Source organism: Pseudomonas sp. Z1-29 (assembly GCF_051131995.1).
GTDB lineage: Bacteria > Pseudomonadota > Gammaproteobacteria > Pseudomonadales > Pseudomonadaceae > Aquipseudomonas.
The window spans coordinates 3,016,312-3,039,151 of the sequence record NZ_CP071645.1; the positions used below are offsets into that span (position 1 = coordinate 3,016,312).

Annotated in this window: 23 protein-coding genes; 13 read left to right on the forward strand and 10 right to left on the reverse strand. The window is 60.0% G+C overall.

The window, feature by feature from the left end:
* Window positions 1-140: 140 nt before the first annotated feature.
* Together feaR and J3P84_RS13765 are read left to right on the forward strand one after the other, a co-directional pair.
* The gene (feaR, locus tag J3P84_RS13760; RefSeq protein ID WP_434600780.1) at window positions 141-1,106 is read left to right on the forward strand and encodes a transcriptional regulator FeaR; all 966 of its coding nucleotides are present in this window, start codon (window positions 141-143) and stop codon (window positions 1,104-1,106) included.
* 123 nt (window positions 1,107-1,229) lie between these two features.
* Window positions 1,230-2,042 carry a molybdenum cofactor biosynthesis F family protein gene (locus J3P84_RS13765; RefSeq protein ID WP_434623612.1) on the forward strand — a complete coding sequence of 271 codons (813 nt, stop codon included), beginning with the start codon at window positions 1,230-1,232 and terminating at the stop codon, window positions 2,040-2,042.
* Between the two features lie 66 nt (window positions 2,043-2,108).
* Here the strand turns inward: J3P84_RS13765 and J3P84_RS13770 are convergent, their stop codons facing one another.
* Window positions 2,109-3,314 (reverse strand): MFS transporter, encoded by a 1,206-nt coding sequence (locus J3P84_RS13770; protein WP_434623614.1) that lies wholly within the window; start codon window positions 3,312-3,314, stop codon window positions 2,109-2,111.
* A 113-nt stretch (window positions 3,315-3,427) separates the two neighbouring features.
* On the opposite strand from J3P84_RS13770, the gene J3P84_RS13775 reads away from it, so the two are divergent.
* From J3P84_RS13775 to J3P84_RS13790, 4 genes are all read left to right on the forward strand, one after another.
* On the forward strand, window positions 3,428-4,078 hold the full coding sequence (locus J3P84_RS13775) for a TetR/AcrR family transcriptional regulator (protein WP_434623616.1): 651 nt from the start codon (window positions 3,428-3,430) through the stop codon (window positions 4,076-4,078).
* Window positions 4,079-4,113: 35 nt separating this feature from the next.
* Window positions 4,114-4,716, forward strand: coding sequence for a TetR/AcrR family transcriptional regulator (locus J3P84_RS13780; RefSeq protein ID WP_434600778.1), 603 nt, complete (start codon window positions 4,114-4,116; stop codon window positions 4,714-4,716).
* Between the two features lie 310 nt (window positions 4,717-5,026).
* The gene (locus tag J3P84_RS13785; protein WP_434623618.1) at window positions 5,027-5,710 is read left to right on the forward strand and encodes a type 1 glutamine amidotransferase domain-containing protein; all 684 of its coding nucleotides are present in this window, start codon (window positions 5,027-5,029) and stop codon (window positions 5,708-5,710) included.
* Window positions 5,711-5,784: 74 nt separating this feature from the next.
* Window positions 5,785-6,945 (forward strand): alkene reductase, encoded by a 1,161-nt coding sequence (locus tag J3P84_RS13790; RefSeq protein WP_434623620.1) that lies wholly within the window; start codon window positions 5,785-5,787, stop codon window positions 6,943-6,945.
* 135 nt (window positions 6,946-7,080) lie between these two features.
* Here the strand turns inward: J3P84_RS13790 and J3P84_RS13795 are convergent, their stop codons facing one another.
* Complete coding sequence (locus tag J3P84_RS13795; protein WP_434623622.1) at window positions 7,081-7,671, reverse strand: TetR/AcrR family transcriptional regulator; 591 nt, start codon at window positions 7,669-7,671, stop codon at window positions 7,081-7,083.
* Between the two features lie 100 nt (window positions 7,672-7,771).
* On the opposite strand from J3P84_RS13795, the gene J3P84_RS13800 reads away from it, so the two are divergent.
* Both J3P84_RS13800 and J3P84_RS13805 read left to right on the forward strand, forming a co-directional pair.
* Window positions 7,772-8,530 carry an SDR family oxidoreductase gene (locus tag J3P84_RS13800; protein WP_434623624.1) on the forward strand — a complete coding sequence of 253 codons (759 nt, stop codon included), beginning with the start codon at window positions 7,772-7,774 and terminating at the stop codon, window positions 8,528-8,530.
* Between the two features lie 36 nt (window positions 8,531-8,566).
* Window positions 8,567-9,301, forward strand: a complete 735-nt coding sequence (locus J3P84_RS13805) for an NADPH-dependent F420 reductase (protein WP_434623626.1) — start codon at window positions 8,567-8,569, stop codon at window positions 9,299-9,301.
* A gap of 42 nt (window positions 9,302-9,343) precedes the next feature.
* On the opposite strand, the gene J3P84_RS13810 is transcribed toward J3P84_RS13805, so the two are convergent.
* The gene (locus tag J3P84_RS13810) at window positions 9,344-10,258 is read right to left on the reverse strand and encodes a LysR substrate-binding domain-containing protein (protein ID WP_434623628.1); all 915 of its coding nucleotides are present in this window, start codon (window positions 10,256-10,258) and stop codon (window positions 9,344-9,346) included.
* Window positions 10,259-10,408: 150 nt separating this feature from the next.
* Here J3P84_RS13810 and J3P84_RS13815 point away from each other — a divergent pair, with 150 nt between their 5' ends.
* Window positions 10,409-11,419, forward strand: coding sequence for a zinc-dependent alcohol dehydrogenase family protein (locus J3P84_RS13815; RefSeq protein ID WP_434623630.1), 1,011 nt, complete (start codon window positions 10,409-10,411; stop codon window positions 11,417-11,419).
* Window positions 11,420-11,470: 51 nt separating this feature from the next.
* On the opposite strand, the gene J3P84_RS13820 is transcribed toward J3P84_RS13815, so the two are convergent.
* The 6 genes from J3P84_RS13820 to pstS all read right to left on the reverse strand — a co-directional run bounded on the left by J3P84_RS13820 (window position 11,471) and on the right by pstS (window position 16,704).
* A complete protein-coding gene (locus J3P84_RS13820; RefSeq protein WP_434623632.1) occupies window positions 11,471-12,091 on the reverse strand; it encodes a hypothetical protein in 621 nt (206 codons plus the stop codon).
* Window positions 12,091-12,789: a hypothetical protein gene (locus J3P84_RS13825; RefSeq protein ID WP_305501063.1), complete on the reverse strand. Its 699-nt coding sequence runs from the start codon at window positions 12,787-12,789 to the stop codon at window positions 12,091-12,093. The genes J3P84_RS13820 and J3P84_RS13825 overlap by 1 nt, the downstream gene beginning before the upstream one ends.
* Window positions 12,790-12,884: 95 nt before the next feature.
* Complete coding sequence (gene pstB, locus J3P84_RS13830; RefSeq protein WP_025214260.1) at window positions 12,885-13,646, reverse strand: phosphate ABC transporter ATP-binding protein PstB; 762 nt, start codon at window positions 13,644-13,646, stop codon at window positions 12,885-12,887.
* A 75-nt stretch (window positions 13,647-13,721) separates the two neighbouring features.
* A complete protein-coding gene (gene pstA / locus J3P84_RS13835) occupies window positions 13,722-14,633 on the reverse strand; it encodes a phosphate ABC transporter permease PstA (RefSeq protein WP_434623635.1) in 912 nt (303 codons plus the stop codon).
* Window positions 14,633-15,598 carry a phosphate ABC transporter permease subunit PstC gene (gene pstC / locus J3P84_RS13840; RefSeq protein ID WP_305501066.1) on the reverse strand — a complete coding sequence of 322 codons (966 nt, stop codon included), beginning with the start codon at window positions 15,596-15,598 and terminating at the stop codon, window positions 14,633-14,635. Before pstC ends, pstA begins: the two co-directional genes overlap by 1 nt.
* Window positions 15,599-15,672: 74 nt before the next feature.
* Complete coding sequence (pstS, locus tag J3P84_RS13845; RefSeq protein WP_434623637.1) at window positions 15,673-16,704, reverse strand: phosphate ABC transporter substrate-binding protein PstS; 1,032 nt, start codon at window positions 16,702-16,704, stop codon at window positions 15,673-15,675.
* 188 nt (window positions 16,705-16,892) lie between these two features.
* On the opposite strand from pstS, the gene ppk2 reads away from it, so the two are divergent.
* On the forward strand, window positions 16,893-17,810 hold the full coding sequence (ppk2, locus tag J3P84_RS13850; RefSeq protein WP_434623639.1) for a polyphosphate kinase 2: 918 nt from the start codon (window positions 16,893-16,895) through the stop codon (window positions 17,808-17,810).
* A gap of 307 nt (window positions 17,811-18,117) precedes the next feature.
* Window positions 18,118-18,876, forward strand: a complete 759-nt coding sequence (locus J3P84_RS13855; protein WP_434623641.1) for a hypothetical protein — start codon at window positions 18,118-18,120, stop codon at window positions 18,874-18,876.
* A 13-nt stretch (window positions 18,877-18,889) separates the two neighbouring features.
* On the opposite strand, the gene J3P84_RS13860 is transcribed toward J3P84_RS13855, so the two are convergent.
* Window positions 18,890-20,323 (reverse strand): HD domain-containing phosphohydrolase, encoded by a 1,434-nt coding sequence (locus J3P84_RS13860; RefSeq protein WP_434623644.1) that lies wholly within the window; start codon window positions 20,321-20,323, stop codon window positions 18,890-18,892.
* A 111-nt stretch (window positions 20,324-20,434) separates the two neighbouring features.
* On the opposite strand from J3P84_RS13860, the gene J3P84_RS13865 reads away from it, so the two are divergent.
* Window positions 20,435-21,196, forward strand: a complete 762-nt coding sequence (locus J3P84_RS13865; RefSeq protein ID WP_434623646.1) for an alpha/beta hydrolase — start codon at window positions 20,435-20,437, stop codon at window positions 21,194-21,196.
* Between the two features lie 57 nt (window positions 21,197-21,253).
* Window positions 21,254-22,813 carry a GMC family oxidoreductase gene (locus tag J3P84_RS13870; protein WP_434623648.1) on the forward strand — a complete coding sequence of 520 codons (1,560 nt, stop codon included), beginning with the start codon at window positions 21,254-21,256 and terminating at the stop codon, window positions 22,811-22,813.
* Window positions 22,814-22,840: the final 27 nt, after the last annotated feature.

The following is a 22,840-nucleotide window of genomic DNA, read 5'->3' on the forward strand; positions in this document are numbered from 1 at the left end:
CATGTCTGTCACTGCCATCGATAGGGAGATACTTGTCTTTTCAACATGCGTGCTACTAAATACTGCGGGTGTCGGAAACGTGTCGACGGCCGATCCAATATAAAAACAAAACCGGCGTGCAGCCGGCAGCCGAGGTAACGATGTACAACACTTGGCAAACAGAACCGCTCTATACGGGCGCCCAGGGCTTCGAGGCCTGGCAACACGACCTCGGTCAGAAATGCGGAACCTTTCACGCCGAGCCGCCTTCCGGGCCCGGCCTCGCGAGCTTTACCGGCGCGATGAAAAATCTGACGGGCACAGATTCCGCGTTGGATGGCTCGCGCATCATCAGCAATTGCCAGCACTTGCACCGCGCCCGCAGCGATATTCGGGCCGATGACAAAGATTTTTTCTACCTGGTGCTGCAAGTCGGTGGTAGCGCATTGATGTGCCAGGCTGACAATCGCGCCCGCCTGGACAAGGGCGACCTAGTGTTGCTGGACATCACGCAGCCTTGCGATTTTTACTTCGATGCCCTGAGCGACCAGATGTCGCTGATCATTCCCCGCCAAGCGCTGCACCAACGCTTGGGGCAGAGGCAATTGATATTCAACCGTCCCTTGGTTGCCAGCAGCGCTTTGGGGGGCATGGCCGGCCTGATGACCCAACGGCTATTCGATTCTTCGAACCTGCTACCGCAAGAGAGTGCGGCATTGTTCGACGCATTGCTGATGCTGTTGCGCCCTGGGGTGAGCAGTGCAATCGAGGGCGGAGACTCCAGCGGCCAGGCGCAGAAACTGATCAAGGCAAAAATCCTGATCGAACGGCATCTTTGCGATAGCGAGTTGTGTGCCGAGCGTCTGGCAGAAGCCATCGGTACATCGGTCAGAAACCTGCATCGGCTCTTCGCCCAGCAAGGCACCACCATCGGCCGGCACATATTGGAACAGCGACTGCAACGCTGTGCCGAGACCATCAGCCAGGCAGCCGCCCATGAAAAAATCACCGCCATCGCCTACGCCTGGGGCTTCAATGATGTGAGCCATTTTTCCAAGGCGTTCAAGCTGCGATTCGGCATTTCTCCCCGCGACTATCGCCATCAGTTTTCAACCGAATGCAATTGACCCTCCGGCTTGTTGGAAATGTGTCACTCCAGCACAAGCGATGGCGCTCGGCGCCAAGACATTGATTGCGCCCGCTCCTAGGATGAAACCTCAATCGGAACCGGCCGTAAACGAGGAGACATCGTGAGCTATCAGATCGAACAAGAACTGAAGAACCAACCATTCGTGCCTGAAGAGCAATGGCCGACGCTTGAGGAAATGGCCGACGGTTTTAATGAGTACAAATACGCTCCGTCCCTATTTCTGGCAGGAAAAAAAGCCAACCTTCGCTTTGCCAACGGTTGGCTGATCGAGCACCATTTTGTTGATGGGAATACGTTGACCTGGACCATCCTGGAGGGCGAAGGCACCGGTGAATCCGAAACAGAAACCTACGAAGCGGTGGAGGTTCGCCCCGGTATCTTTTTCATCGACTTCCTCAAGCCCGAACACCAGGAGTCGGCCACCCTGGTCTGGAAATACGAAACCGGTGATGTACTGGCGGCTGTCTCCCTTTTTTATGACAGAGGAGGCGAAAAACGTACGCGTACAGATTTCGTGACTGCCGTGGTCGATGGCGAGCCTGGGGGCGCGCCCATCGTTCAAGGGGCCGGCCTGGTCGGTAAGCGCGTGCTGTACCGCTACAGCGCGGACGATTGGTATGAGCACGTCTACTTCGGCGCGCAAACCATGGCCTGGCACTGCGTGAACGGGGCTGAGAAAGGTCTGGCCGACGTCGAGCGGTGCGCTTATTTCGATGTCGCCGATGACCTCTACGTGTTGTTCTGGACCGAAACGGTCATGCCTGTGGAGTCGGTTATCGTCGTGGACCTTGCGCAGATGCGCTCCGTGGGTCGGTTCTTCTGTTGGGACCCGAAGCCAAGGAAACTGATTCACCTCACCTTTGGATCAAAAGCGACTGTGCTGAACGAAACGTCTTATCCCGTCGCCTTTTGAACGTAGGGATGTAAAAAACCACTCATCGAGTGGTTTTTTTATTCGACTCTATCGAGTTCATTCCAATCAATGCGCGGCTGCGCCATGACCGGCATATCTTTCGCCCTGCGGAAAGCCATGCACCCGCGCTCGGAGCGCGAGCGCCAGGCTGGCGAGCAGCAACACCAACAGCACCCAGGGAAAAGTGCTGACGCCCCATTGGCCAAGCAACACCCCGCCCAATAACCCGCCGCCGGCGATTGCGCTGTTCCACACCACCACGTTCATCGACAGCGCAACGTCGGCGCCCTCGCCTGCTGCGTCGGCCAAGGCCGTTTGCAGCAACGTTGCGGCGCCGCCGAAGGTCAGGCCCCAGATGAAAACGCCGAGATAGATCGCTGCGGCGCAAGCTGAAAATATTCCGAGGAAGACCGATACGGCGGCGAACGTAGCGAGGCTGGTCAATACCGCCGCTCGCAGATGGCGATCGACCAGCCGCCCGGAGATCCAGATGCCAGCCAGCGCCGCGACACCGAAGACCAGCAGGACCACATCGACATGCCGGCCCAGCCCTGCGCCGGAGACAAATGGCGCGATGTACGTATAGAGAAGGTTGTGGGCCAGCATCCAGGTCAGCACAACGCCGAGCACGGCGCGCACGCCAGGCGTGAACAAGACCTGACGCAAGCCCAGACGCTGGGAGGAGGATTGACCTGGGTAATCCGGCACTTTGATCAGCACCCAAGCGATCAACGCCAGGGTCAATCCGGACATCAGACCAAACGACATGCGCCACCCTATCGCCCCGCCAAGCCAGGTTCCCAGGGGCACGCCCAGCGACAACGCGATGGGCGTGCCGACCATCGCTACCGCCAAGGCGCGCCCCTGCAAGGCCGGGACGACCATGCGCCGTGCGTAACCCGCGATGAGGCTCCAGGCCAACCCCGCCGAAACACCGGCAAAAAAACGTGCGATCAGAGTCAGCCAGTAAACGGAAGACAGCGCGGTAATGGAATTGAACACCAGGAAACCGACCACGGTGAGAAGCAGCACCGTCCTGCGGCGCCAGGTTTGGGTAGCGATGGTCAGCGGGATGGCTGCCAGTAGTGAGCCGAGCGCATACACCGTTACCATCTGCCCGGCCAGGGATGGTGAGACGCCCAGGCCATCGCCAATCTCAGGCAGCAGACCTGCCGGCAGCGTCTCCGTCACGATGCAGATGAATCCGGTCATTGCCAGCGCCAGCAGTGCTCCATAGGGCAGCTTCGCGCCCTGTCGTTCGTTGGTGACCATTCGATGCTCCGCGAGTTATATATCGATCGGTATAAATACTAGGGAGGCGTTGCTCCGCTGGTCAACCACTTTTGTATCGATTAGTATTTATGTCACTCGACAGGAGGGTTTTCATGGCTCAGATGGGACGGCCGCGCACGTTTGACCGTGACGCGGCAATCACGCAGGCGCTGCATCTGTTCTGGGAGCATGGCTATGATGCGACGTCGCTCAGCCAGCTCAAGGCCAACATCGGTGGCGGCATCACCGCACCGAGCTTTTATGCAGCGTTTGGCTCCAAGCAGGCGTTGTTCAACGAAGTGATGGAACGCTACCTGACTACCCATGGCAGGGTGATGGAGAGCCTGTTCGACACCACCCTGCCCCCCAGGGAGGCGATCGAATGCACGCTGCGCCGCTCGGCGAAAATGCAATGCGAGACAGACCATCCCAAAGGCTGCCTGGTGTCACTGGGTTATCTGAGTGCCTGCTCGGAAGAAAGCAAAGCCATCTCCCGGCCGCTCGCTGAGGCAAGAACCGCCAACCGTGCCGGAATCAAGGCCTGTGTAGATCGCGCCATCGCCGCCGGAGAGCTGCCGGCAACAGTGGCCTCGGAAGCGCTGGCCGCGGTGTTCGACAGTTTCCTGTTGGGCCTGTCGGTATTGGCGCGGGACGGCGCCTCCCTTGAGACCTTGGACGCCGCGGTTACGCAGGTCATGACGGTCTGGGACGCGCAACGCATGGGCCGTCCGATGGCGGCAAACGATCAAGCGGATGAGCAATAGTAGACTGATCGTCTAGTAACGAATAAGATCGCCCCATGAGCAGCCCAAAGACCCGCGAAACCTCCGACGTCCGCCAGGAAATCCTTGATGTAGGCCAACGAATCATGGCCGCCAAAGGCTATTCCGCCGTGGGCCTGAATGAAATCCTGGCCACTGCGGGTGTGCCAAAAGGATCCTTCTACCACTACTTCGGCTCAAAAGACGCCTTCGGCGAGGCATTGCTTGAAAGCTATTTCGCGAGCTATCTGGCGGAGCTGGACGAGGTTCTCGCGCTGCCTGGCCTGACGATGGCTCAGCGTCTGATGAAGTACTGGGACATCTGGCAACAGACTCAATCGTTCCAGGATTGCCAGGGCAAATGCCTGGCGGTGAAGCTGGGCGTGGAAGTCGCCGACCTTTCAGAGGCGATGCGCGCGGTGCTCAAGCGCGGCACAGCGGGTATCACCGACCGCCTGGCCGTGGCGATCGAGAGCGGAATCGCCGAAGGCTCCCTGGAGTCCGTTGCCGAGCCTCATGCGGTCGCGCAAAGTCTCTATCAGCTGTGGGTCGGTGCCAGTGTCATGGTCAAGATCACCAAGAGTGTCCAGCCTTTCGAGACGGCAATGGCGACGACTCGCCAGATTCTCAGCCTTACCTGATCGATACCGCTGCCTCCTGGCATCAAAATCTGCCTATCCCTACTCATCTGAAGCGTGTCCTGCGCAGCTTTAGCCTGTCTGCACCCTCCTCCAACAAACCGTGATGCGAAAAAATAAAAATATTACTAGACGACTGGTCTAATTTGAAATTAAGGTAGCCACACGTTCTACGCATCGCAAAGCAGCAGCTCGTGAAAGCCACCCACTCTGAGGTTTGGGCGACGCCTTTTGCAGCTTGATTTTTTTGCCCAGGTGCTAGACGACTGGTCTATTCAAACTGATGCGACACACTCTCAACAGGAAAATCGAAATGAAAGTTCTCATGGTACTGACCTCGCACGACACCCTCGGCAACACCGGCCGCAAGACCGGCTTCTGGCTCGAAGAGCTGGCGGCGCCCTACTACGCTTTCCTCGACGCCAAGGCCGAGATCGTTCTGGCGTCGCCTGAGGGTGGGCAGCCACCGCTTGATCCGAAGAGTAACGAGCCGTCCTTTCAGACTGACCTGACCCGCCGTTTCGAAGCCGATCCTGAAGCGACCGCCTTGCTTGCCAGCACCGTGCGCCTGGACAGTGTCTCGCCAGACGATTTCGATGCGGTTTTCTACCCAGGCGGCCACGGCCCGCTGTGGGACCTGGCCGAAGATCCGGTCTCGATCCGCTTGATCGAGTCTTTCCAGGCCGCCGGCAAGCCTGTCGCCTTGGTGTGCCACGCGCCTGGCGTGCTGCGCCACGTGAAAAAGCCTGACGGTACTCCGCTGGTCCAGGGCAAAAAAGTTGCCGGTTTCACCAATACCGAAGAAGCCGCGGTAGGCCTGACCGATGTCGTGCCGTTCCTGGTCGAGGACATGCTCAAGGTCAACGGCGGCCTGTATTCGAAAGGCGCCGACTGGTCCTCCTACGTGGTGCGTGACGGTCTGCTGATCACCGGTCAGAACCCGGGTTCGTCAAGCGAAGCCGCGCAGGTCCTTATCGATCTGCTGAACGAGGCTTGAGCCTGTTGCCGCGGGAGACGTCGCAGGTCTCCCGCCCTTATCGCGCCGATAGCTCGCCACCAAGGAATATTGTTATGAAATACAGCTCGCTGTTCGAACACACCTCGCTAGGCCGACTGACGCTGAAAAATCGCATCGTCATGCCGCCCCTGACCCGTCAACGCAGCGGCCAGCCCGGTGACGTGCCCACAGCCCTCATGGCCCGCTATTACCAACAGCGCGCGAGTGCCGGCCTGATCATCAGCGAAGGCACCCAAATCGAACCCCGTGGCAAGGGTTATGCCTGGACGCCGGGCATTTACAGCCAGGCGCAGATCGATGGCTGGCGCACCGTCACCGAGGCGGTTCACGCTGAGGGCGGGGTAATTTTTGCCCAGCTCTGGCATGTCGGTCGCGTGTCACACAGCGCACTGCAACCGGAAAACGCCGCCCCTGTCGCACCGTCGGCGATCCAGGCGAAAAAGGTCAAAGCCTTTATCGAAACCGGTCCCGGCACCGGCACGCTGATCGAACCCTCCACTCCGCGCGAGCTGAGCGTCGCCGAGATCAAGGCGCTGGTCGAACTCTATGCCCAGGCCGCACGCAACGCCCTGGCGGCCGGTTTCGATGGCATCGAGATCCACGCGGCCAACGGTTATCTGGTCAATCAGTTCATTTCCGCCCATGCCAACCAGCGCACCGATGACTACGGCGGCTCGCTGCACAATCGCCTGCGTTTCCTGCGCGAAGTGGTCCGGGCCGTCAGCGCCGTGGTCGGGCCCGACCGTGTGGGCGTGCGCTTCACGCCGCTGTTCACCAGCACCGAAGAAGACCGCGTGTACATCGGCTTCGTCGAGGACGACCCGCACCAGACCTACATCGAAGCCATCAAGGTGCTTGAGCAGGCAGGCATCGCCTATCTGTCCATCGCCGAAGCCGACTGGCCGAATGCGCCGGACCTGCCCGAGGCGTTTCGGCGCGAGGTGCGAAGCACCTTCACCGGCCGCATCATCTATGCCGGGCTGTACACCGCTGACCGCGCGGCGCGCCTGATCGAGTCGGGCCTGGCCGATCTGGTCGCATTCGGCCGGCCGTTTATCGCCAACCCCGACCTGCCCCAGCGTATCGCCAATGGTTGGCCGCTCAACGCTCTTGATGCCACCGGACTGTACGGCGGCAATGAACAAGGATTCACCGATTACCCGCGGTATTCCCCATCCACAGTTGAGCGTGAGGAAGCGGTCCCGGCGTTCTGACTCTACTGATTCACGAACCGTGGCGAGGGAGCTTGCTCCCGCTGGGCTGCGTAGCGGCCCCTTTTGTGAGCGCCGCGCATTGGAACGCCAGCCCCTCCCTCCCCACGGGTTTGCCGACGCCTTGAGATTTGAAAACTAGTCCTTGTCCCTCTTCAGGCTTTCAGGGCTGCCCGCGCACAGGCCATCCATGACCAGATCCATCAACCTGGAGAAACGTGGATGCCATTCGCTCTGGCAATCCATTTGCCAGATTCCGGCAGTGGCCAGGAAAAAGTCGTCGCTGGTCACTCCGCTACGAATCGTTCCAGCCTTTTCGTTAGCCCTCAAGAGCAATTCTGCCGCCGCCAGCATCGGCGCGTATCCCGACTTCCCCGGAAACTCATAGGCAGAAGCGGCCTGGCGTATCGCACTCGCAAGTCCGGCCTTGGTCATCGCATATTCGGCGAGGCAGTCCATCCATTCCCGGAGGGCTTCCTTCGGCGGTTTCGTGGCGAGCAGTTGTTCCGCCAACGAAGCCACCTGCTGCATTTCGAATTGATAGACCTCGAATACCAATTTTTCGCGGGTGGCGAAGTGGCGATAGAACGTGCCCTGGCCTACCCCGGCTTTCTTCGCAATCGTGCTCAGCGGGACCGCGGGATCGAGGGTCAGCTCTGTTACGGCGACCTCCAGTATCCGTTCACGGTTTTTCTTGGCGTCAGCACGCATCACCAGTTCGTCAGGCATGAGCAAAAATTTTCCTTGAATGCATTGCTAAGCGGACATCTGTCCGGTACGTTGCGTAAGTGGACAGCTGTCCGCTTGAATTTCATCACCGGAGTTTACTATGAACCGCACTGGCAACACGATCCTGGTCACTGGCGGCTCTTCAGGCATAGGCCTTGGCCTTGCGCTCAGGCTTCACGAGGCGGGAAACAAAGTGATTATCGCGGGACGTCGCAAGGCGCTGCTCGACAAAGTCGTGTCGGAACATCCGGGTATCGAATCGATATTGCTGGATGTCTGCGATCCACAATCCATCCTGCATGCCAGCGAAACCCTTGCGATCAGCCATCCGAACCTGAACGTCCTGATCAACAACGCAGGCATCATGCAATGGGAGGACCTGACTGCGCCGGACAATCTGAGTACCGCCGAAGATATCGTGACCACCAACCTGCTCGGCACGATTCGCATGGTGTACGCGTTTACGCCGCATCTGATCAAACAGCCCAGCGCAACGATTGTGAATGTCAGCTCCGCCCTGGCATTCGTCCCGCTGCCGGCGACGCCGACCTACAGCGCAACCAAAGCGGCCGTGCACTCCTTTACTCAAAGTCTTCGAGTACAGCTGGAGGCGTCTTCGGTCGAAGTCATCGAGCTTGCGCCGCCGGGTGTGCGTACCACTTTGCTTGGGCAGGAAAACGACGAACACGCCATGCCCCTGGAGCAGTTCCTGGATGGAATCTTCGAACTCCTCGCCATCACCCCGACGCCACAGGAACTTGTCGTCGAGCGCGCCAAGCCATTACGGTTTGCCGAAGCGGATGGTACACATGACGAGGTTCTGAAAATGCTGGCGGGATACAAAGCGCCAGCTGAATGATGAAATTTTGATAACTTTTTATGCGAGGCCATCGAAATGAAGATCGGAATTATCGGCGCGGGCAACATTGGAGCCACCCTTGCCCGCAAGCTCGCTGCGTGCGGCCATGAAATCAAGCTGGCGAACTCGAAGGGTCCTGAAAGCCTACAGAAACTCGCCAGCGAAATCGGTGTAAAGGCAGTGACCAGGGAAGAGGCTGTGTCTGGGGTGGACGCGGTTATCCTCTCGATCCCGTTCGCAAAACACCCCGAACTCGGGCAGGCATTCAGTAACGTCCCTGAAAAGACCGTCGTCATCGACACCTCCAATTACTATCCAGGCCGTGACGGGGCGATCAAGGACGTCGATGCCGGCAAGCCCGAGAGCATCTGGGTCAGCGAACAGCTTGGCCGCCCGGTCATCAAGGCCTGGAACGCCCTGCTCGCCGCCACGCTTGCCGATAAGGGCCAGCCAGCCGGGTCCTCAACACGCATAGCGTTACCTGTCGCAGGGAGCGATCCCGCCGCTTTGGCGGTTGCGCAGGATCTCGTCGAGGACACCGGCTTTAGCGCATTTGCCGCTGGCAACCTTGAAGACTCTTGGCGTCAGCAACCAGGTACACCGGCTTACTGCACCGAGTTGACATTGCCGGCGTTGAAATTGGCCCTGGACGCGGCTGACAAGACTCGGGCGGCGCAAAACCGCGACGCATTGATCGCCAGGTTCATGGCGCCCGGCAGTCAGCTTTCACATGAGCAAATCGTTGCCTTGAATCGCGCCATGACAGCCTGACTCTCTCGCCTGTCCTGACGGGCTCAAGATGTTCCTGAACCTCTATCGTTCCAGCCACTCGGGATGAAGCTGAACAAAGTGCTCTTGCAGCCATTCGAGAAGAACCTGCACTTGCGGCGCCAGGTGCGTCCGGCTTGGGTATAGCAACGACACTGGGCGAGGAGCTGGTCGAAAGGGTCTCAGAATCTCCACCAAAGCGCCGCTTTCCAGATACCCGGCCACAGCGATGCCTGGCGCCTGGATTATTCCGAAGCCCGACACACCGCACTGCACGTACGCATTCGATTCAGTGACGGTGATGGCGGGGTTACTTACGAACGCTCGATCCTGGCCTTCCACCAAGAAATGCCAGGACAACGGCCTGTTGCTCTGACCGGACAAGAAGTTCACCCCTCGATGGGAGACCAGGTCGCCGAGTGTCTGGGGTTCGCCGTGCCTGGCGAGATATTCGGGCGCCGCGCACGTCACCATCGTCGCCCATGCAACGGGGCGAGCGACTAATGTCGAGTCCGGTAAATCGCCTATGCGCAACGCACAGTCTATGCCCTCTCCTATCAAGTCAACGGCTCGGTCGGTCACGCCCAGTATCACGTTGATGCCTGGGAAGGTGCTGGTGAACGCTTTCAGGCTTCTGATGAAATCCATTTGCGCGAAAGCGGTCGGGATATCGACGCGAAGTCGGCCCGTAAGCGTTGCCCCGGTGCGGTCGAACATCGAAGTTGCGGCAGAAATGTCCGCAAGAATCTCCTGTACCCGCCCATAGAATCGTTCACCCTCGGCGGTGAGCACCACCTTCCTGGTCGTGCGCTGGAAAAGGCGCACACCCAATGATGTCTCCAGCTCCTGAATGGAACGGGTGACCTGCGGCCGCCCTATATCCAGCGACTCGGCAGTTTTTGTGAAGCTGCCGAGTTCGGCAAGCCTGGCGAACAGACGCATTGACTGCAGCAGTTCCATGATGTCAGGCCCTGGCGAACGCTATTGTTGCCGCAGAATATAACAATCATGTCTTTTTTCACGCATTTATTGCGCCTCTCTAAAAGCGAACCATGTGCAGAAGGCGAACCCTCTGCGGTTTGCCGTCACTGACTCCTTTGGAGATTCACAATGAAAGCCTGGCTATTAAAAGACTTCGGACTCGACAATCTGCAACTGGAAGAGACGGCTACCCCACGCCCGGGGCCCGGCGAATTGCTGGTCAAGGTTGGCGCTGTCTCGCTCAATTTTCGCGACAAGGCCATCGTTGACGGCATTTATGAGCCGCATAAGGTGCCCAAGCCCCTCATTCCCGTAAGTGATGCGGCCGGAACAGTGGTCGCAATTGGCGATGGTGTGACGCGCTTCAAGATCGGTGATCGGGTCAACTCGCACCTGTACTCCCGTTGGCTGGATGGCGAGCCCGGACCCAATGAGCCGGATTACTGTTTTGGATCACCATTGCCCGGTGGCTTGGCCGAATACATGATCATCCATCAGGAAAGCGCCGTGGGTGCGCCTGACAACATGAGCGATGAAGAGGCCGCTACGCTGCCGATTGCCGCGCTCACGGCATGGTATTCACTGGTGGACTTCGGGCAGATTGAGCCTGGACAAACCGTATTGGTCCAAGGCACTGGCGGTGTGTCCATATTTGCCGTGCAGATCGCAACTGCGCTCGGCGCCAAGGTGATCGCAACGTCGAGCAGCGACGAAAATCTGCAAGCCGTGAAGGGATTGGGGGCCATAGCAGGCGTCAACTACAGGACTACGCCAGACTGGGCAGACGAAGTGCTGAAGCTGACCGAGGGTAAAGGCGTGGATCTGCTGCTGGATGTGGCCGGAGGCAGCGGCATCAATCAATCGATCGCAGCGACCAAGGCATCCGGGCGTATTGCGCAGATCGGCTTTTTGACCGGCCAGACTGCGGAACTCGAACTGATGCCTCTTATCTTTCGCCAGACAACCATTCGCGGTATTGCGGTGGCGCCGCGCTCATCGTTCGAGCGGATGAATGCATTTCTCAACCAACACAGGATTCGCCCAGTGATCGATCAGGTGTATCCGTTCGAGAAAGCCCGGGAAGCTTACGAGCACCTGGCAAAAGGAGCATTTGGAAAGGTTGTAATCAAGATCGCCTGAACCACTGAGGCGCCACCATGGCGCCTTTTTTTGCGGTCAGGCCGCATCGCATCAAGACAAAGAAGCTTCCGCGCGTTGTTGCGCGGCTCCTTTGGGCCTGAACATCTGCTGCCACTCAAGCTGCGCCTGGACAACGGCGACCGCCTCTAGCACCTTCTGCGCCCAGCCCTCGTCCTCCGGATGCACCACGACAACACGAAAGCCATGGTCATCGCCTTCGAGCTGCACGCCTTCGGAGTCATCGACATGCAAGTCGATATCGAACGCCGGCGGGTACTTGGAGGGTGAGTTCTCCAGCCCATGCACCGTCAGGGCACGGTTGTGCAGGACGCTGTTGACCACACCGTCGACGCGGATGCCGTACAGCAGCAGCCAACGGCGGATATAGGACGGCGTGCGGCCGGACGAGGTGTAGACCCAGATGCTGCAATCCTGGCGACGCAGTTCCCGGATCAGCGAACGGGTGCCCCGGCGCAGCGGCTCACCCAGCCAACGGTGAATGCAGGCCGGCAGCCGGCTTTGCTCGACTTCGCAGTGGTGGAGTTGGCAGGCGAGCGTGTCATCGATATCAAACGAAATCCGTATGCGCTGGCGCTTGAACAGCTGCGTCGGCAATGTGCCGCGGATGGCCTGCCCTACCCGGCTGCTGAATGTTCTGCATTTGACGTCCATCAATGGCCACCTTGGGAAAGCGGCAAAGACTCGCCTTTGAGAAAAAACTTCATTGGATCGGGTGCCTGTTCTTCTAAAAACGCTGCGTATTTTTTCTTGATCTTGGGCAATTCGTACAACGCCTTGACGCCATGCTTGGCAGAGTTGCGTATCACCGAAGACGGGTTGAAATAGCCTTCGGCATTTTCCAGTGTCAGCACAAACGGCGGCAAGCCCGCGCGCATCAGCAGATAGCTGACAATAAGCGACCCACTGCGGTTGTTACCTTCGATGAACAACTGCGGCTTGCTGAGAATCCGTACATAGACGCCTGCCGCGCGCTTCCACACCGACTCGCTGCGATAGGCACAATACCAGTTGTACAAATCCTTGATGCCTCCTTCAACATTGTTGAAGAAATGCGCCTCGGTCGCTGCCAGGTGATGGGCGTATTCCAACCGGCGCGCCGGATCCCGGCCGCAGAGCACCGTGGCGTTGATCTCCAGCATCAGGTTCAGTTGCTGCAGATCGAACAGGTCGACGCCGCGGGCAACATATTCGTCAACCAACGCATAACCTTCAAGCACATTCTGCAGCACTTCATCGGTCAACGGGTCACGCGGCTCGGTGAAGTGCCGGCTGAGCTGGGCGAAGCGGTCCTGCACTTCCCGTAGTGCGCGTTCAATCGCTGGCAAATCAAGGCGATGCGTAGCAGGCATTGGTGCTCCTTGGAAAACGCTTGGTAAATGTCTACCGGATGCCCGCCAAATCCATTTGGCTTCTGCAGGGATGCGGCCTTGACCTGAAGTGTGGCTTAGCTGAACTTGCCGCTGATGTAATCGCCGGTCATCTGTTCACGCGGGTTGTCGAAAATCTGCGTCGTCGGGCCCATCTCGACCAGATAACCGGTGCGCGTGCCCTGGGAAATATCCACCGAGAAAAACGCCGTGGTGTCAGCCACGCGGATGGCCTGCTGCATGTTGTGGGTCACCAGGGCGATGGTGTAGTCCTTCTTCAACTCGACCATCAGCTCCTCGACCCGCCGGGTAGCGATCGGGTCGAGTGCCGAACACGGTTCATCCAACAGCAGCACTTCCGGCTCGGTGGCGATGGCGCGGGCAATGCACAGGCGCTGTTGCTGGCCGCCGGAGAGCGACAGGCCGCTGACCTTGAGCTTGTCCTTGACTTCGTCCCACAGCGCGGCGCCTTGCAGCGCATGCTTGACCCGGTCACCGATGTCGCCCTTGTAGCGGTTGAGGCGCAGGCCGAACGCGACGTTGTCGAAAATGCTCATCGAAAACGGGTTCGGCTGCTGGAATACCATGCCGATGTAACGGCGCACGACCACCGGGTCAACACCCTTGCCGTAGACGTCCTGTCCGAGGAAATGCACGTGGCCTTCGAAACGGAACCCTTTCACCAGGTCGTTCATCCGGTTGAGGCTGCGCAACACGGTGCTCTTGCCGCAGCCGGAAGGACCAATGAACCCGGTGATCTTGTTTTTCTCGATCGGCACATGGCTGTCACGGACCGCCATGAAGTTGCCATAAAAAATCTTGTCCAGTTTGCAGTCCATGACTACAGGTGCCTGGGTGACAAACGGAGCGGCTATTTGCGCAGTGGATACGTTCAAGATCAGATGCTCCCGTTCTTAATACTTGGGCTTGCCGAAAATACGGCTGATGATGTTCACGAACAGCACGATCATCACCAGCACCAGTGAGGCCGCCCATGCGAGCTCGAGCTGGTTGTCGAAAGGCATCCCGGAGAAGTTGTAGATCAGCACCGCCAGCGAGGCCGTCGGGTTCATGACCTCGAGATTGCCCTGGTGGTAAATCCAGTAGTTGCTGAACAGCGCGGTAAACAGCAGCGGCGCGGTCTCGCCCGCGGCACGTGCCACGGCCAGCATGACGCCGGTGAGGATGGCCGGCATGCCGGTCGGCAAGACGATTTTCCAGATCACCTGGGAGCGGGTGCAGCCCATGCCATAGGCAGCATCCTTCATGATCTTGGGCACCATGCGCATCGACTCTTCCGCCGTCAGCACGACGATCGGCAGCATCAGCACGGCCAGTGCCACGCCGCCCGCCGGCGCCGAATACGTACCGGTGGTCATCACCACCAGGGCGTAGGCAAATACCCCGGCCAGGATCGACGGCAGGCCGGTGAGCATCTTCGCGGCAAACCGCGCGGCGTTCCCCAACTTGCTGTCCGGCCCCAGCTCAGCCAGGAAGACGGCGGCCATGATGCCGATCGGCACCGCGATGGCTGCCGCGATACCGACCATCACGAAGGTACCGGCCATGGCGTTGCCGAAGCCGCCACCCATCTCGAAGCCGGTCGGTGGCAGTTCGGTAAAGACTTCCAGGTTCAGGCGCGCGCCACCACGGGTGATCAGCATGTAGAGCACGGAAATCAGCGGCACGCTGGCGAGCAGCGCCCCCGCCCAGACCAGGGTGGTCAGGATCAGGCTGCGCAGTGCGCGGCCTTCGAACTTGCGCTGCAAGCTGGGCATCGCGCCCAATGGCGCGGTCAAGTCTGTTGCGGCAGTGAGGTCTGTCATCACTTGTTACCCCGTTGGGCATACATCATGATCATCGAACCAAAAATGTTCACGATCAGCGTAATCAACATCAATACCAGGGCGGCATACATCAACACCTCGATCTCGTTCGGCCCGGCCTCGGGGAAGTTCAACGCCAGCAGGGCAGCAAGCGTGTTGGCCGGAGCAAACAGCGAGAGGGAAATGTTGTTGGCGTTGCCGACCAGCATGGCCAGCGCCATCGTCTCGCCCAGGGCACGCCCGAGGCCCAGCACCAGGGAGCCGAAGATGCCGGTGGCGGCGGAAGGCACCATCACCTTGAGAATCGCTTCCCAGTGAGTCGTCCCCATGCCGTAGGCGGCCTGCTTGGTTTTCATCGGTACGCCGGTGAGCGCATCCTGCGAAACGGCTGCGATGGTTGGCAGAATCATGATCGCAAGCACCAGCGCCGCCGGCAGCAGCCCTGGCCCGCTCAGGGACGTGCCGAAAAAAGGTATCCAGCCGAGTTCGCTGTTCAGCCAGGTTGTCAGCGGTCGGATCGCCGGGATCACCACGTAGATCCCCCACAGGCCATAGACCACGCTGGGGATGGCCGCGAGCAGTTCAACGATGGTGCGGAAAATCGCCGCGAGCTTGGGCGGCAGGAAATCCTGGGTCAGAAAGATTGCCATGCTGACGCCGAAAAATCCGGCGATCAACAACGCGATCAAGGCGCTGTAGAGCGTGCCCCAGATAGCCGGCAGGATGCCGTATTTGCCTTGGTTGACGTCCCAGACGCTGCCCAGGAGCACGTCGAAACCGTGTTTCTCCATGCCGGGAATTGCCTTGCGTCCCACCTCGAACACCAGCGCAAATACCAGCGCCAGAATCAGCACCACGCCGATGCGCGCTAGCGCACGGAAAGTGCGATCAACCAGGAAATCCTTCGTCGAGGGTGGCTGGCAGGCAGAGTCCGGATTAACCGGTACGACAAAAGGTTTGTTCATGGGCTAAGTCCGGAACAGGGGGAAAACTCTCCCGGCGTGGCGCGGAGGCACACACCGAGAGAGACCTCACGGTGTTACTGAATGTTGGCGGATGCCTTGCGAACCTGCTCGACGACCGACGCCGGCAATGGGATGTAACCCATCGAATCGGCGATCTTCTGCCCTTCGGTCAGGCTGTATTCGACCATTTCACGCATGGCCTTGGCCTTGGCCGGGTTGCCGTTGTCCTTGCGGAAGATCATCCAGGTGTAGGACGTGATCGGGTAGGACTTGGCGCCGTCCGGATCCGGCAGCCAGGCCACCAGGTTTTCCGGCATCTTCACCGCCGCCAGGGCCTCTGCACCGCTCTCGGCGTTCGGCACGACGTACTTGCCGGCCTTGTTCTGCAGTTGGGCGAAGTCGACCTTGGCGAGCTTGGCGAAGCCGTATTCGATATAGCCAATCGCGCCCGGGGTCTGACGCACAGTCGCGGTCACGCCATCGTTTTTCGGCGACTTGATGAACTTGTCACTGGCCGGCCAGTTGACGGTGTTGCCCTCGCCCAGCGCCGTCTTGAACTCCGGGTTGATGGTTGCCAGGTGCTTGGTGAACACCGCGGTGGTACCGCTGGAGTCCGCACGTACAACGACAGTGATCGGCGTATCGGTGAGTTTCAGGCCCGGGTTGGCGTCAGCGATCTGCGGATCGTTCCATTTGGTGATCTTGCCCAGGAAGATGTTCGAGTACACATCGCGTGGCAGCTTGAGGCCCTTGGGATTGCCCGGCAGGTTGTAGGCCAGCACGATTTCACCGGCGGTCATCGGCAACAACTGCACGCCTTCGGCAACCTTGGCGATGTCTTCTTCTTTCATCGCCGAGTCACTGGCGGCGAAATCAACGGTCTTGTTCAGGAAGTCCTGTACGCCCGCACCGCTGCCCTTGGATTGGTAATCCACGGTGACACCGTCGGATTTCTTGCTGAAATCCTTGAACCAGGTCAGGTAGATCGGAGCTGGAAAACTCGCCCCGGACCCCGTCAGACGGACATTCTCTGCAGCGAAGGACGCCGAGGTGGCACAAAGAGAAACCGTAACGGCGAGCGCAGCAGACTTCATCAAACTTTTCATTAAAAGAAATTCCTTGTGATGACGGGCCGGGGAACTCTGCAACATTCTTGTTACGGTTTTATGAATACGCAGTGGCAAAGTGCACTTATGTCCGTCAGATATCGCCTACACCATGGCGGCGGTTGTAATCGCCTCGTAACAAATTACGACTAACACTTCGCCATCTCCTACGACGCGAGCCCACAACCATGTCCTCGACAGACGACACCTTGATACAGCGCATCCACCGTGAACTGCTCGATCACAGCGATGAAGAACTGGAGTTGGAGCTGGCCGAAGACGGACACGACCTGGATGCCCTGTTCGATGGACAGGCTCCAGAAGGATCAGAAAAAGAAGCCCGGAGAATCTATTTCAGCGAACTGTTCCGCCTGCAAGGCGAACTGGTGAAGCTGCAAAGCTGGGTGGTCAAGACCGGCCACAAGGTCGTGATCCTCTTCGAAGGGCGCGACGCTGCCGGCAAAGGCGGAGTCATCAAACGTATCACCCAGCGCCTCAACCCTCGGGTCTGCCGGGTAGCCGCCCTGCCCGCCCCGAACGACCGCGAACGCACCCAATGGTATTTCCAGCGCTACGTTTCACACTTGCCGGCCGCCGGTGAAATCGTCCTGTTCGACCGCAGCTGGTACAACCGCGCAGGCGTCGAACAGGTCATGGGCTTTTGCAACGACGATCAGTACGAAGAGTTCTTCCGGACCGTGCCCGAGTTCGAGCGCATGCTGGCCCGCTCAGGCATCCAGCTGATCAAGTACTGGTTCTCCATTTCCGACCAGGAACAGCACCTGCGCTTTCTCAGTCGTATCCATGACCCGCTCAAGCAATGGAAACTGAGCCCCATGGACCTGGAGTCCCGGCGGCGCTGGGAGGCGTACACAAAGGCCAAGGAGATCATGCTTGAACGCACCCATATCGCCGAGGCGCCATGGTGGGTCGTGCAAGCCGACGACAAGAAAAAAGCGCGACTCAACTGCATCCACCACCTGCTCGGCCAGATGCCCTATGAAGAAGTCGAGCTCCCGGTGATCGAGCTACCGGAACGCGTCAGGCAGGAAGACTACTTCCGCAGTCCGACGCCGCCAGAAATCATCGTTCCTCAGGTTTATTGAGACACACGGGGGGCGCGCTGCGTCGAGCGCCCCCTTCTATCGCCTGACATGTTCCTGTCAGCCTCCCGTCACCCTGACGTCAGATCGTCCCGCCTAAAGTAACGCCAGGATTGTTCCTGCGGCGCCAGCGCCAACCTGTGGGAGCGAGCCTGCTCGCGAAGACGTCAGCACATCCCATAGCGATGCAAGCTGGACCGGCGCTTTCGCGAGCGGGCTCGCTCCCACGGGGTCCTGGCTTGAGCAAGGATTTGAATCCGCCGTTGTTTTTTTGCTGGAGCTCTTGTCATCAGCCGGAAGGAGAAACGTAATGAACCACCCCGACGGGCACGACAGCGCACTTGACCACTTCATCTGGCCGATGACGCCAGACGGCATTCTGAGCCGCAGAGACCTGTTGCTTCGCCTGGGCGCTGAACAGCAACTCATGGCCGCACAGGACCCTACGTGCAGGCGCGACCAACGAGACTACCTGCTTTCACTGATCGATTCGGCCCCGACACTGAACCATGGCGCTGAGCACCGTTCAGGCTTCGACGCCCAGCGAATGCGTAATGTCATCAGCGAAGCGGCCACGAAAAGCCATTGGGGCAAGCCTTCGGGAGGTCGCCGAACGCAGGGCATCGCCGCCCACTACGATGCGCAGAGCTACATGGCCGCGGTACTCGATGTCGAGCTGAGCGACGAGGGTCGCCTGATTGTGCATGACACGGTGTTTGTCGCGGACCTGGGCGCTGTAGAAAACCCCGGCCGCCTGCGCGCTCAGCTGGAAGGCGCGTGCCTGATGGGCGTCGCGTTCGTGGCCTCTGCTGAATTTGGCGCGACGGCCGCTGATCTGTGCCCGACCCTCGCCCAGCGGCCCCGCTGGCCACTCGTCTCATGGCTGCCAGGGCACATCGCGGTACACCTGATCAACCCCACGGGTGAGCTCCAGGCCTGCCAGCCCAGCCAGGTGAGCTACGTACCCGTCGTCCGGGCCTTGTGCAATGCAATCGGCAAAGCCTCGGCCAACCGCACCAGCGATTTGCCGCTCAGAAGCCGGTTGTTCGAAAGAACGGGCGGACGCTAAGTCACTGCCGGCTTCAAATCAAACCCAGTGTCAGGGCCTTCAGCGTCGCCGCCGCCCGGGTGGTGCAGTGAAGCTTGCGGAACACGCTTTCGACATGGGTGCGCACCGTGCTCGGGCTGATACCCAGCTGGCGTGCCACCTCCTTGTTGCTTCCCCCGGTACTGATGCGCCGAAGAATCTCGGTTTCACGCTCCGAGAGCAGTCCACCGCCCGGCTTGCAGGCTGTCATCGTGGTCTCCCCGCGTGACGCCGCCATTACCGCCTGGCAAGCCCGATGATCGAACCGTCCCTGATCCGCCTCGGCCATCAACAGGCAACTCGCTTCGTTGTGACTCAAGGCCGGCCGCCACGGCCGCTCGCTGAGCATCGCCTGCCAAGCCAGGGCCGCGGCGAGCAAACGATGTTCGGTTTGCAATGTGTCGCCGCCCAGGCTGCGGAAATAACCGCTGCCATCCAGGCGCTCATAGGCATGCGCGGCCAACTGACCCGGCACCGCCAGGGCGGGTATCTGGCCACAGGCTCGCGATGTCCAGTAGGGCACCAACCGCACTTGCTCAAGATCCCCGTCGAGCAAGGCTCCCGGTGTATTCCAGAGGCGATTGGGCACCGCCGCGCGGCCGATGCCATGGATCAGCGCCGCTTGGCCGAGATGGTCAATGGCCGGCGCCGACAGCCCGGAAAGCCTGGCGGCCTCTCGAACCAGCTCCGAGGCACGTCGCGAGTACCCCGCCAGCCACGGCAGCTTGAGATCGATCACATCAGCAACCAGGCTCAACGGCACCTGTGCCGTGGCTACCTGCGAATCAACTGACTGCGGCGTGCGCAGTTGATCCAGCCAGTCTTCGGCGTTTTGCAGCATTTCAGCGGCAAGCGCTGCCGGATAACGGCGATCGCGCTTGCTGGCAATCCATTGCAATGCGCTCTCCAGCCCATGCGTACGGGACAGAATCTCCAGATCCCCCGCCAGCAACACCTGATAAACCACCTCCGGCACCTGCGGATGTCGCAGGCCGGATGGCCTTCCTTCACCGTCGTATTGCTCGAACACATGACGCAGACCCTGTTCGACTTCGGTCCTCAAACCCAATGTGTGAGCGATATCACCGGACACTTCGCAATGAATCTGGGCCAGCGGCGTCGACCGGCGCATCGCCCGCTGCCCCGCCTCGCTGAGGGTATGCGTCAGCATCGCGTTGCGGCCCTCGACGTCGTCGCCCAGCAGCCGGGTGAAGCCCTCGGCATTGGCGGTGCAGCCTGACCAGCGCAGCAAGGCCACCTGGCGTCCGGTCTCGGTGTGCTCGCCAGCACCGTTGCAAGTCTGCGCGAGCATCTGCACCAAGCGGGCGGTGCGACGCGACTGATCGAACGGCTGGCCCATGCTCAGGTCGCCGACCATGGACAACGCCAGGATGGCGTCTTCCACCCCGATACAGTCAGCTGTCGTCATCTCGTTACCTCCGTGTATCTGATTGAATGTTGATGGCCTCGGATAAACGACCGATACCCGGGCCGCCGAGTATCGCCGAAACTGCGCTCACCCCAAACAGGAGATCGCATCATGTTCAAACCCAAGGCCCTTGCCCTCACACTCGCCATGACCGGTTCATTGTTCGGCGGCGCCGTCCATGCCGCGCCACAACCGCCTTCAGTCGTGATCGTCCATGGCGCTTTCGCCGACGGCTCCGACTGGGGCAAGGTCGTCCCGCTGCTGCAGGCGGAAGGCATCAAGGTCACTGTCGTACAAAATCCGCTGACTTCGCTGGCTGACGATGTCGCCGCCACGCAGCGTGTACTGAACAACCAGGAGAGCGACGTCGTGTTGGTCGGCCATTCCTGGGGCGGCACCGTCATCAGCGAGGCTGGCACCGACAAGAAAGTTCGCAGCCTGGTGTACGTCGCCGCGTTTGCTCCGGATGCCGGTCAGGCCGTCAAGGACCTGGGCAAGGAATTCCCGGCTCCATCCGGCGTGAAAGACATCGCCGCCGACAAGAACGGCTTCCTCTACATGACCACCGAGGGCATGGCTCGCGGTTTTGCCCAGGACCTTCCCCCAGCACAAACCGCGGTAATGGCCGCGACGCAAGGGCCGATCCGCGCCTCGGCCTTCGATGACAAGACCAGCGCCGCTGCCTGGAAAGGCAAGCCGACCTGGTACGTCGTGGCCAAGGAAGACCGGATGATCCAGCCAGATCTGCAAAGGGCTTTCGCCAAGAAGATCGGTGCCAAGGTCAGCGAAATCGAAGCCAGCCACGTGCCACAGCAATCACGCCCGGCAGACGTCGCAAAAGTCATCATCCAGGCCGTACAGAAGAGCCAGTAACCCAGGCCGCTGCTGCGCTGAACTCGATAACAGGAACCCTGCAAAGGAAGCCCGCTCATGCCCGTGAATCCCGCCCTGAAGAAGCACCATTACGACTTTATTGTCTGCGGGGCGGGGACTGCCGGTTCCGTCGTTGCAGGACGGCTGGCCGAGAATCCCGAGGTCCAGGTATTGCTCATCGAGGCCGGCGGCGGCGATGAGCATCCACATGTGCTGGAACCGCAGCATTGGCCGTTGAACCTGGGCAGCGAGCGCGATTGGAACTTCGTCGGTGCAGCCAACCCTCACCTCAACGACAGGAAGATGCCGCTGAACATGGGACGCGGGTTGGGCGGCGGGTCCAGCGTCAATGTCATGCTGTGGGCCCGAGGTCACAAGAACGACTGGGAAGACTTCGCCGCCGACAGCGGCGATCCTGCTTGGGGCTACGCCTCGGTCCTGAAGATCTATCAACGCGTGGAAGACTATCGGGGCATCGCCGATCCGCTGCGTCGCGGCAACGGCGGACCGGTTCATGTTGCGCCTGTTCGGGACGCGCAACCGATTGCCAACGCCTTGCTCAGTGCAGCTGCCGCAATGGGTATCCCCACCTTTGAAAACCCCAACGGCGCCATGATGGAGGGCCGCGGAGGTGCGGCCTTGAACGATCTCATCGTCAAGGATGGCCGGCGTCATTCGATCTACCGCGCCTACGTCGCTCCACGCTGCGGCCAGCCCAACCTCACCGTCCTGACCGATACGCTTGTCAGCCGGGTGCTCTTCAGCGACCAACGCGCCATCGGCGTGCAGACCATCAGCAATGGCCAGGCCGAGTGCTTCTACGCCGAACACGAAGTCATTCTTTCGCTGGGTGCGGTCAACACGCCCAAGGTCCTGATGCAATCCGGCGTGGGGCCGGAGGATGAATTGCAGCGCCATGGCATTGCGCTCGTCCAGCACCTGCCCGGCGTCGGCGCCAACCATCAGGACCACGTGTCCTTTGCGGTTATCTTCGAATACGCGAAGCCGCAACCGGTGGGTTACGGCGGCTCGGAGGCGACGCTCTACTGGAGCAGCGAAAGCGTCTTGCATCTTCCGGACATGTTCCACTGCCAGGTTGAATTTCCAGTGCCCAGCGCAGAGACCGCCGCACTCGGTGTTCCCGCCCATGGCTGGACGATGTTCGCTGGCCTTGCCCACCCGCAAAGTCGCGGTCGGATCACGCTCAGCGGCCCGGATGTGAGCGATGCTCCGATCATTCAGCCCAACACCCTGTCGCACCCGACCGATCGGCGCAACGCCCTGGAAAACATTCGTTTCGTCCAGGAACTGGGCGCCCAGACGCCGTTCAAGGGCTTGGTAAAGGGCGAAAGCCTGCCTGGAAAACTGCACATCCAAGCGTTGGAACACTATGCTCGCAACGCTGCGGTGACCTACTGGCACCAGTGCGGTACGGCAAAGATGGGCCGGGACGCGATGTCCGTGGTGGACAGTCAATTACGCGTCTACGGAATCCAGGGCCTGCGCATTGCCGATGCGTCCATCCTGCCCCATGTCACGAGCGGCAACACGATGGCGCCCTGCGTCGTGATCGGTGAGCGGGCCGTGGAAGCTATCCGCGCCACCTGTGAGCTATAAGCCTCGACGCTGACGCAAGCTTTGCGG

What these genes read in the sequence shown, in the direction of transcription:
- feaR (WP_434600780.1), top strand. Translation starts at nt 141, where the DNA reads ATGTACAACACTTGGCAAACAGAACCGCTCTATACGGGCGCCCAGGGC.
- J3P84_RS13770 (WP_434623614.1), bottom strand. Translation starts at nt 3,314, where the DNA reads ATGGTCACCAACGAACGACAGGGCGCGAAGCTGCCCTATGGAGCACTG.
- J3P84_RS13775 (WP_434623616.1), top strand. Translation starts at nt 3,428, where the DNA reads ATGGCTCAGATGGGACGGCCGCGCACGTTTGACCGTGACGCGGCAATC.
- J3P84_RS13780 (WP_434600778.1), top strand. Translation starts at nt 4,114, where the DNA reads ATGAGCAGCCCAAAGACCCGCGAAACCTCCGACGTCCGCCAGGAAATC.
- J3P84_RS13785 (WP_434623618.1), top strand. Translation starts at nt 5,027, where the DNA reads ATGAAAGTTCTCATGGTACTGACCTCGCACGACACCCTCGGCAACACC.
- J3P84_RS13790 (WP_434623620.1), top strand. Translation starts at nt 5,785, where the DNA reads ATGAAATACAGCTCGCTGTTCGAACACACCTCGCTAGGCCGACTGACG.
- J3P84_RS13795 (WP_434623622.1), bottom strand. Translation starts at nt 7,671, where the DNA reads ATGCCTGACGAACTGGTGATGCGTGCTGACGCCAAGAAAAACCGTGAA.
- J3P84_RS13800 (WP_434623624.1), top strand. Translation starts at nt 7,772, where the DNA reads ATGAACCGCACTGGCAACACGATCCTGGTCACTGGCGGCTCTTCAGGC.
- J3P84_RS13805 (WP_434623626.1), top strand. Translation starts at nt 8,567, where the DNA reads ATGAAGATCGGAATTATCGGCGCGGGCAACATTGGAGCCACCCTTGCC.
- J3P84_RS13810 (WP_434623628.1), bottom strand. Translation starts at nt 10,258, where the DNA reads ATGGAACTGCTGCAGTCAATGCGTCTGTTCGCCAGGCTTGCCGAACTC.
- J3P84_RS13815 (WP_434623630.1), top strand. Translation starts at nt 10,409, where the DNA reads ATGAAAGCCTGGCTATTAAAAGACTTCGGACTCGACAATCTGCAACTG.
- J3P84_RS13820 (WP_434623632.1), bottom strand. Translation starts at nt 12,091, where the DNA reads ATGGACGTCAAATGCAGAACATTCAGCAGCCGGGTAGGGCAGGCCATC.
- J3P84_RS13825 (WP_305501063.1), bottom strand. Translation starts at nt 12,789, where the DNA reads ATGCCTGCTACGCATCGCCTTGATTTGCCAGCGATTGAACGCGCACTA.
- pstB (WP_025214260.1), bottom strand. Translation starts at nt 13,646, where the DNA reads ATGGACTGCAAACTGGACAAGATTTTTTATGGCAACTTCATGGCGGTC.
- pstA (WP_434623635.1), bottom strand. Translation starts at nt 14,633, where the DNA reads ATGACAGACCTCACTGCCGCAACAGACTTGACCGCGCCATTGGGCGCG.
- pstC (WP_305501066.1), bottom strand. Translation starts at nt 15,598, where the DNA reads ATGAACAAACCTTTTGTCGTACCGGTTAATCCGGACTCTGCCTGCCAG.
- pstS (WP_434623637.1), bottom strand. Translation starts at nt 16,704, where the DNA reads ATGAAAAGTTTGATGAAGTCTGCTGCGCTCGCCGTTACGGTTTCTCTT.
- ppk2 (WP_434623639.1), top strand. Translation starts at nt 16,893, where the DNA reads ATGTCCTCGACAGACGACACCTTGATACAGCGCATCCACCGTGAACTG.
- J3P84_RS13855 (WP_434623641.1), top strand. Translation starts at nt 18,118, where the DNA reads ATGAACCACCCCGACGGGCACGACAGCGCACTTGACCACTTCATCTGG.
- J3P84_RS13860 (WP_434623644.1), bottom strand. Translation starts at nt 20,323, where the DNA reads ATGACGACAGCTGACTGTATCGGGGTGGAAGACGCCATCCTGGCGTTG.
- J3P84_RS13865 (WP_434623646.1), top strand. Translation starts at nt 20,435, where the DNA reads ATGTTCAAACCCAAGGCCCTTGCCCTCACACTCGCCATGACCGGTTCA.
- J3P84_RS13870 (WP_434623648.1), top strand. Translation starts at nt 21,254, where the DNA reads ATGCCCGTGAATCCCGCCCTGAAGAAGCACCATTACGACTTTATTGTC.